Origin of the sequence: Burkholderia sp. Ap-955 (assembly GCF_011753045.1) — a bacterium.
Taxonomy (GTDB): domain Bacteria; phylum Pseudomonadota; class Gammaproteobacteria; order Burkholderiales; family Burkholderiaceae; genus Burkholderia; species Burkholderia lata_D.
The window spans coordinates 1-4076 of sequence record NZ_VWWH01000181.1 but is presented as its reverse complement, the minus strand read 5'-3'; the positions used below and the strand labels follow the sequence as shown (position 1 = coordinate 4076).

Sequence of the window (4076 nt, the reverse complement as noted above, 5' to 3'; positions counted from 1 at the left end):
GCAGCGGCCGCGTCCGGCGGCGCATCGCCCGGCGCCGTGGGCTGCATGCCCGGCTGCGCCATCGCGAGGCTCGCGAGCTGATTGAACTGCGACTGCAGCAGGTTCCACCAGCCCGATGGGTCGAAGGCTGGCTGCGCGGCGTCGCCCGACGCTGCCTCCGACGCGTCGGCATCCGGTGCCGGCGGTGCGTCGCCCGACGCGTGTTTCGCCGCATGCGCGGCCGCGACGGCCGCTTCCTCGGCCGCCGACATCGAGCTCTGCGCGAACGCGCCGAACGCACGCAGCGTCGCGAGCGTCGCGCGCTGCACCTCGAGCGCCTGGATCGCGGACTGCAGCATCCCGAGATTGAGCTTCAGCCACTGCTCGACCGCGCGCAGATCGGTGATCCGCTTGTCGAGTTCCTCGACGCTCGTGAGCGGCGCCATCATGTCGGACATGCTCGACAGCGACGGCGGCAGCCCTTGCGTGGCGCCCGGGAACGACGTCATCCCGCCGAACGGCGACATCCGCATCATGTCCCACATCCGGTCCATCATGTCGGCGGGCTTGAAGCCGGCAAAGCCGGCGAAAGGGTTGGAGCCGGAGGCATCGGTCGTCATACGGGCATCCTGGTTGACTGGGTGGGAGCGAGGCGGCCGCCATGCGTCGCGCGAGCCGCGCCTGGATCGATCATAGCGCCAGCGCGTGTCAGAACGGCGCGTCGCCGGGAAACTCGGGTGGGCGCCGCTCGCGCAGCGAGCGGATGCCTTCCTGCACGTCGGGCCCCGAAAACCCCATGAATTCGAGCGCCAGCGACGTATCGAAGGTCGGCCCGGCCGTACGCAGCCAGTTGTTCAATGCGTACTTGGTCCAGCGGATCGCCGACTGCGAACCGTGCGCGAGCCGCTCGGCCACTTCGTAGGCCTTCGGCAGCAGGTCGGCCGGCTCGACCGCGAGCGACACCAGCCCGATCCGCTCGGCCTCCTCGCCGCTCACCGGCTCGCACAGCATCAGGTAGTACTTCGCCTTCGCCATCCCGCACAGTAGCGGCCACACGATCGCCGCATGGTCGCCCGCCGCGACGCCGAGCCGTGTGTGACCGTCGATGATGCGCGCATCCTTCGCGGCGATCGAGATGTCGGCGAGCAGCCCGGCGACGAGCCCCGCGCCGACGGCCGGGCCATGCATCGCCGACACGATCGGCTTGCTGCAGTTGATCACGTTGTAGACGAGGTCGCGCGCCTCGCGCCATACGCGGGCGCGCACGTCGAAGTCGTTCGCCATGTCCTCGACGAGCGCGAGGTCGCCGCCCGCCGAGAAGCCCTTGCCTTCGCCGCGAATGACCGCGACGCGCGTGTCGGGATCGCGGTCGACGTCGCGCCAGATGTCGGCGAGCTCGCGATGCATGCGTGCGTTCGCGGTCGCGAGGCCGCTGCGGTTCGCGCCCTCGCCGCTCATCACGATGTCGAGCACGCCATGGTCGCGGCGCGTCACCTTCAGTGCTTCGTAACCGCCGTACGCGGCGAGATTGGCCATGCGCTGCTCCTTGCCCGAGGTTCTCGAACCCCTGAATCGAGTGTAGCCAAGCCCGCGCGGGCAAACATCAGGCGAAACCCGGCGCGCGGGCCGGGCCCGGGTTTCGCGAAAGCGGAGCGCTGCGTGCTCCGCGTGACTTACGCCGCGCCGTCGGGCGGCGCGACCGACTGCTCGATCGCGCCGAAGATCGACTTGCCGGCCGTGTCGAACATCTCGATGCGCACGGTGTCGCCGTAGCGCATGAATTCCGTCTGCGGCGCGCCGTGCTCGATCGTCTCGAGGCAGCGCTTCTCGGCGATGCAGCAGTAGCTGCGCTTCGCGTCCTTGTTCGACACCGTGCCCGAGCCGACGATCGAGCCGGCGCGCAGGTTGCGCGTCTTCGCTGCGTGCGCAATCAACTGGCCGAAGTGGAACACCATGTCGGTGCCCGCATCGGGCTGGCCGACCTTCTTGCCGTTCCAGTGGACGATCATCGGCCGGTGCACGCGGCCTTCGCGCCATTCGTCGCCGAGCTCGTCGGGCGTCACGGCGACCGGCGCGAACGCGGTGGCCGGCTTGCTCTGGAAGAAGCCGAAGCCCTTCGCGAGCTCCGCCGGAATCAGGTTGCGCAGCGACACGTCGTTCACCAGCGTGACGAGCCGCACGGCCTTCAGCGCTTCGTCGGGCGTCGCGCTCATCCGCACGTCGCCGGTGATCACCGCGACCTCCGCCTCGAAATCGATGCCCCATTCCTCGGACGGGCACACGACGTCGTCGCGGGCCCCGAGAAAATCGTCGCTGCCGCCCTGGTACATCAGCGGGTCGGTCCAGAATTCGGGCGGCATCTCCGCGCCGCGCGCGCGGCGCACGAGCTCGACGTGGTTCACGTACGCGGAGCCGTCGGCCCACTGGAACGCGCGCGGCAGCGGCGCCATGCAGTTGGCCGGATCGAACGCGAATGCATTGCGCGCGCGGCCGTGGTTCAGTGTGTCGTACAGGTCGCGCAGCTGCGGCGCATAGAACGCCCAGTCGTCGAGGACGCGCTGCAGCGTCGGCGCGATCGCGTCGGCGATCGCCGCGGTGTGCAGGTCGCGCGACACGACGATCAGCTGGCCGTCGCGCGTGCCATCCTTCAGCGAAGCAAGTTTCATAGGGGGACTCTGGCGTTGTAGTGACGATGGAGGGAATCTATTTTACGATGGTGAATCCCTGCGGCGCGCGGCGATTGCGCGCGCTGTTTTCGCCCCGATTCCTTTCGCCTTTTCGCGCACCCGCCGCCCATGCCCGCCAGCCCGCTTCCCGACGACGATCTCGCCGACTCCGACACCGACGACGCTGCTTCCGGCGAGCACGGCGAGAAGGTCCGCTCCGGCATCCAGTCGATCGAGGTCGGCTTCCGCTTGCTCGACGTGCTGACGAGCGAGCCGCGCGCGATGATGCTGCGCGACCTCGCGCAGCGGGCGGGCATGAGTCCTGCGAAGGCGCACCGTTACCTGGTCAGCTTCTCGCGGCTCGGCGTGGTGTCGCAGGACCCCGTCTCGGGCCGCTACGAGCTCGGCGGCTTCGCGCTGCAGATGGGGCTCGCACGGCTCGCGCGCGTCGACGGCGTGAAGCTCGCCCGGATCGCGCTGACCGAATTCCGCGACCGGCTCGACCAGACGGTCGGCATCGCCGTGTGGGGCAACCAGGGGCCGACGATCGTGCACTGGATGGAATCGAGCCACCCGGCGAAGGCGTCGCTGAAGCTCGGCGACGTGATGCCGCTGCTCGGCTCCGCGACGGGGCTGCTGTTCGCCGCGTACCTGCCGCGCAGCAAGACCGCCGCGATGCTCGAGCGCGAACTCGCCGATACGCGGCGCTCGCCGCACCACGGCGGCCCGCGCACGCTCGACGAGGTCGACGCGGTGCTCGCCGACGTGCGCCAGCACGAGGCCGCGCGCGTCGAGGGGATGCTGCTGCCGACGATCCACGCGTTCTGCATGCCCGTGTTCGATGCGGTCGGCGAACTCGCGCTCGCGATCGTCGCGCTCGGCCAGGAAGGCTCGTTCGACATTGCATGGGGCGGCGAGATCGACACCGCGCTGCGCGCCTGCGCGCAGAAACTGTCTTACGAACTCGGCTATAGTCCCGACGCGCGCGACGCCTGACGCATCCGGCACCTGCCCCCCGGCACCTGCCCGTCACGCAGCGCGAACGCGCGGCGCATTCGACAGTCCGATTCCTGTGGCGCGCGCTGCGCGCCCGACGTCACGCGAACGCCCCGATCCTGTTCCGATGCCCATGCAGCCTGCCGACACCCGCCCGAGTCACGCCTTGCCCCGCCACTGGCTGCGCGTGGGCATTGCGCTCGTCATCGTGCTGGTGCTGCACGCGCTCGCCGCGTTCTGGCTGATGCGCAACCGCGATGCGTTCACGCCGCCCCCACCCGCCGAAGTCCCCGTGCAGATCGAGCTGCTGAAACCGCAACCGATCGAGCGCCAGCCCGCGCCGCCTGCGCCGAAGCCGGTCGAGCAGCCGGCCGCGCCCGCACCGGCGGCCCCGAAGGCCGCCGCACCGAAACCCGCGCCTGAGCCGGTCCTCAA

General features: G+C 70.0%; 4 protein-coding genes and 1 pseudogene. 2 read left to right on the top strand and 3 right to left on the bottom strand.

What is annotated here, in order from left to right:
- The 3 genes from F3J15_RS36980 to F3J15_RS36970 form a co-directional block, all read right to left on the bottom strand.
- A partial coding sequence (locus F3J15_RS36980; RefSeq protein WP_166897711.1) for a PhaM family polyhydroxyalkanoate granule multifunctional regulatory protein occupies positions 1 to 599 on the bottom strand: 599 nt, incomplete at its 3' end.
- Positions 600 to 687: 88 nt separating this feature from the next.
- Positions 688 to 1515, bottom strand: coding sequence for an enoyl-CoA hydratase/isomerase family protein (locus F3J15_RS36975; RefSeq protein WP_069248977.1), 828 nt, complete (start codon positions 1513 to 1515; stop codon positions 688 to 690).
- Between the two features lie 137 nt (positions 1516 to 1652).
- The gene (locus F3J15_RS36970) at positions 1653 to 2645 is read right to left on the bottom strand and encodes a fumarylacetoacetate hydrolase family protein (RefSeq protein ID WP_166897708.1); all 993 of its coding nucleotides are present in this window, start codon (positions 2643 to 2645) and stop codon (positions 1653 to 1655) included.
- 129 nt (positions 2646 to 2774) lie between these two features.
- Here F3J15_RS36970 and F3J15_RS36965 point away from each other — a divergent pair, with 129 nt between their 5' ends.
- The gene (locus F3J15_RS36965) at positions 2775 to 3641 is read left to right on the top strand and encodes an IclR family transcriptional regulator (RefSeq protein ID WP_085042697.1); all 867 of its coding nucleotides are present in this window, start codon (positions 2775 to 2777) and stop codon (positions 3639 to 3641) included.
- Positions 3642 to 3768: 127 nt separating this feature from the next.
- A pseudogene (locus tag F3J15_RS36960) lies at positions 3769 to 4076 on the top strand (DUF3108 domain-containing protein); the annotation flags it as partial.

Excerpts from the sequence above, each read along its gene's own strand:
- F3J15_RS36970 (WP_166897708.1), bottom strand. The coding sequence starts at position 2,645 with ATGAAACTTGCTTCGCTGAAGGATGGCACGCGCGACGGCCAGCTGATC.
- F3J15_RS36975 (WP_069248977.1), bottom strand. The coding sequence starts at position 1,515 with ATGGCCAATCTCGCCGCGTACGGCGGTTACGAAGCACTGAAGGTGACG.
- F3J15_RS36965 (WP_085042697.1), top strand. The coding sequence starts at position 2,775 with ATGCCCGCCAGCCCGCTTCCCGACGACGATCTCGCCGACTCCGACACC.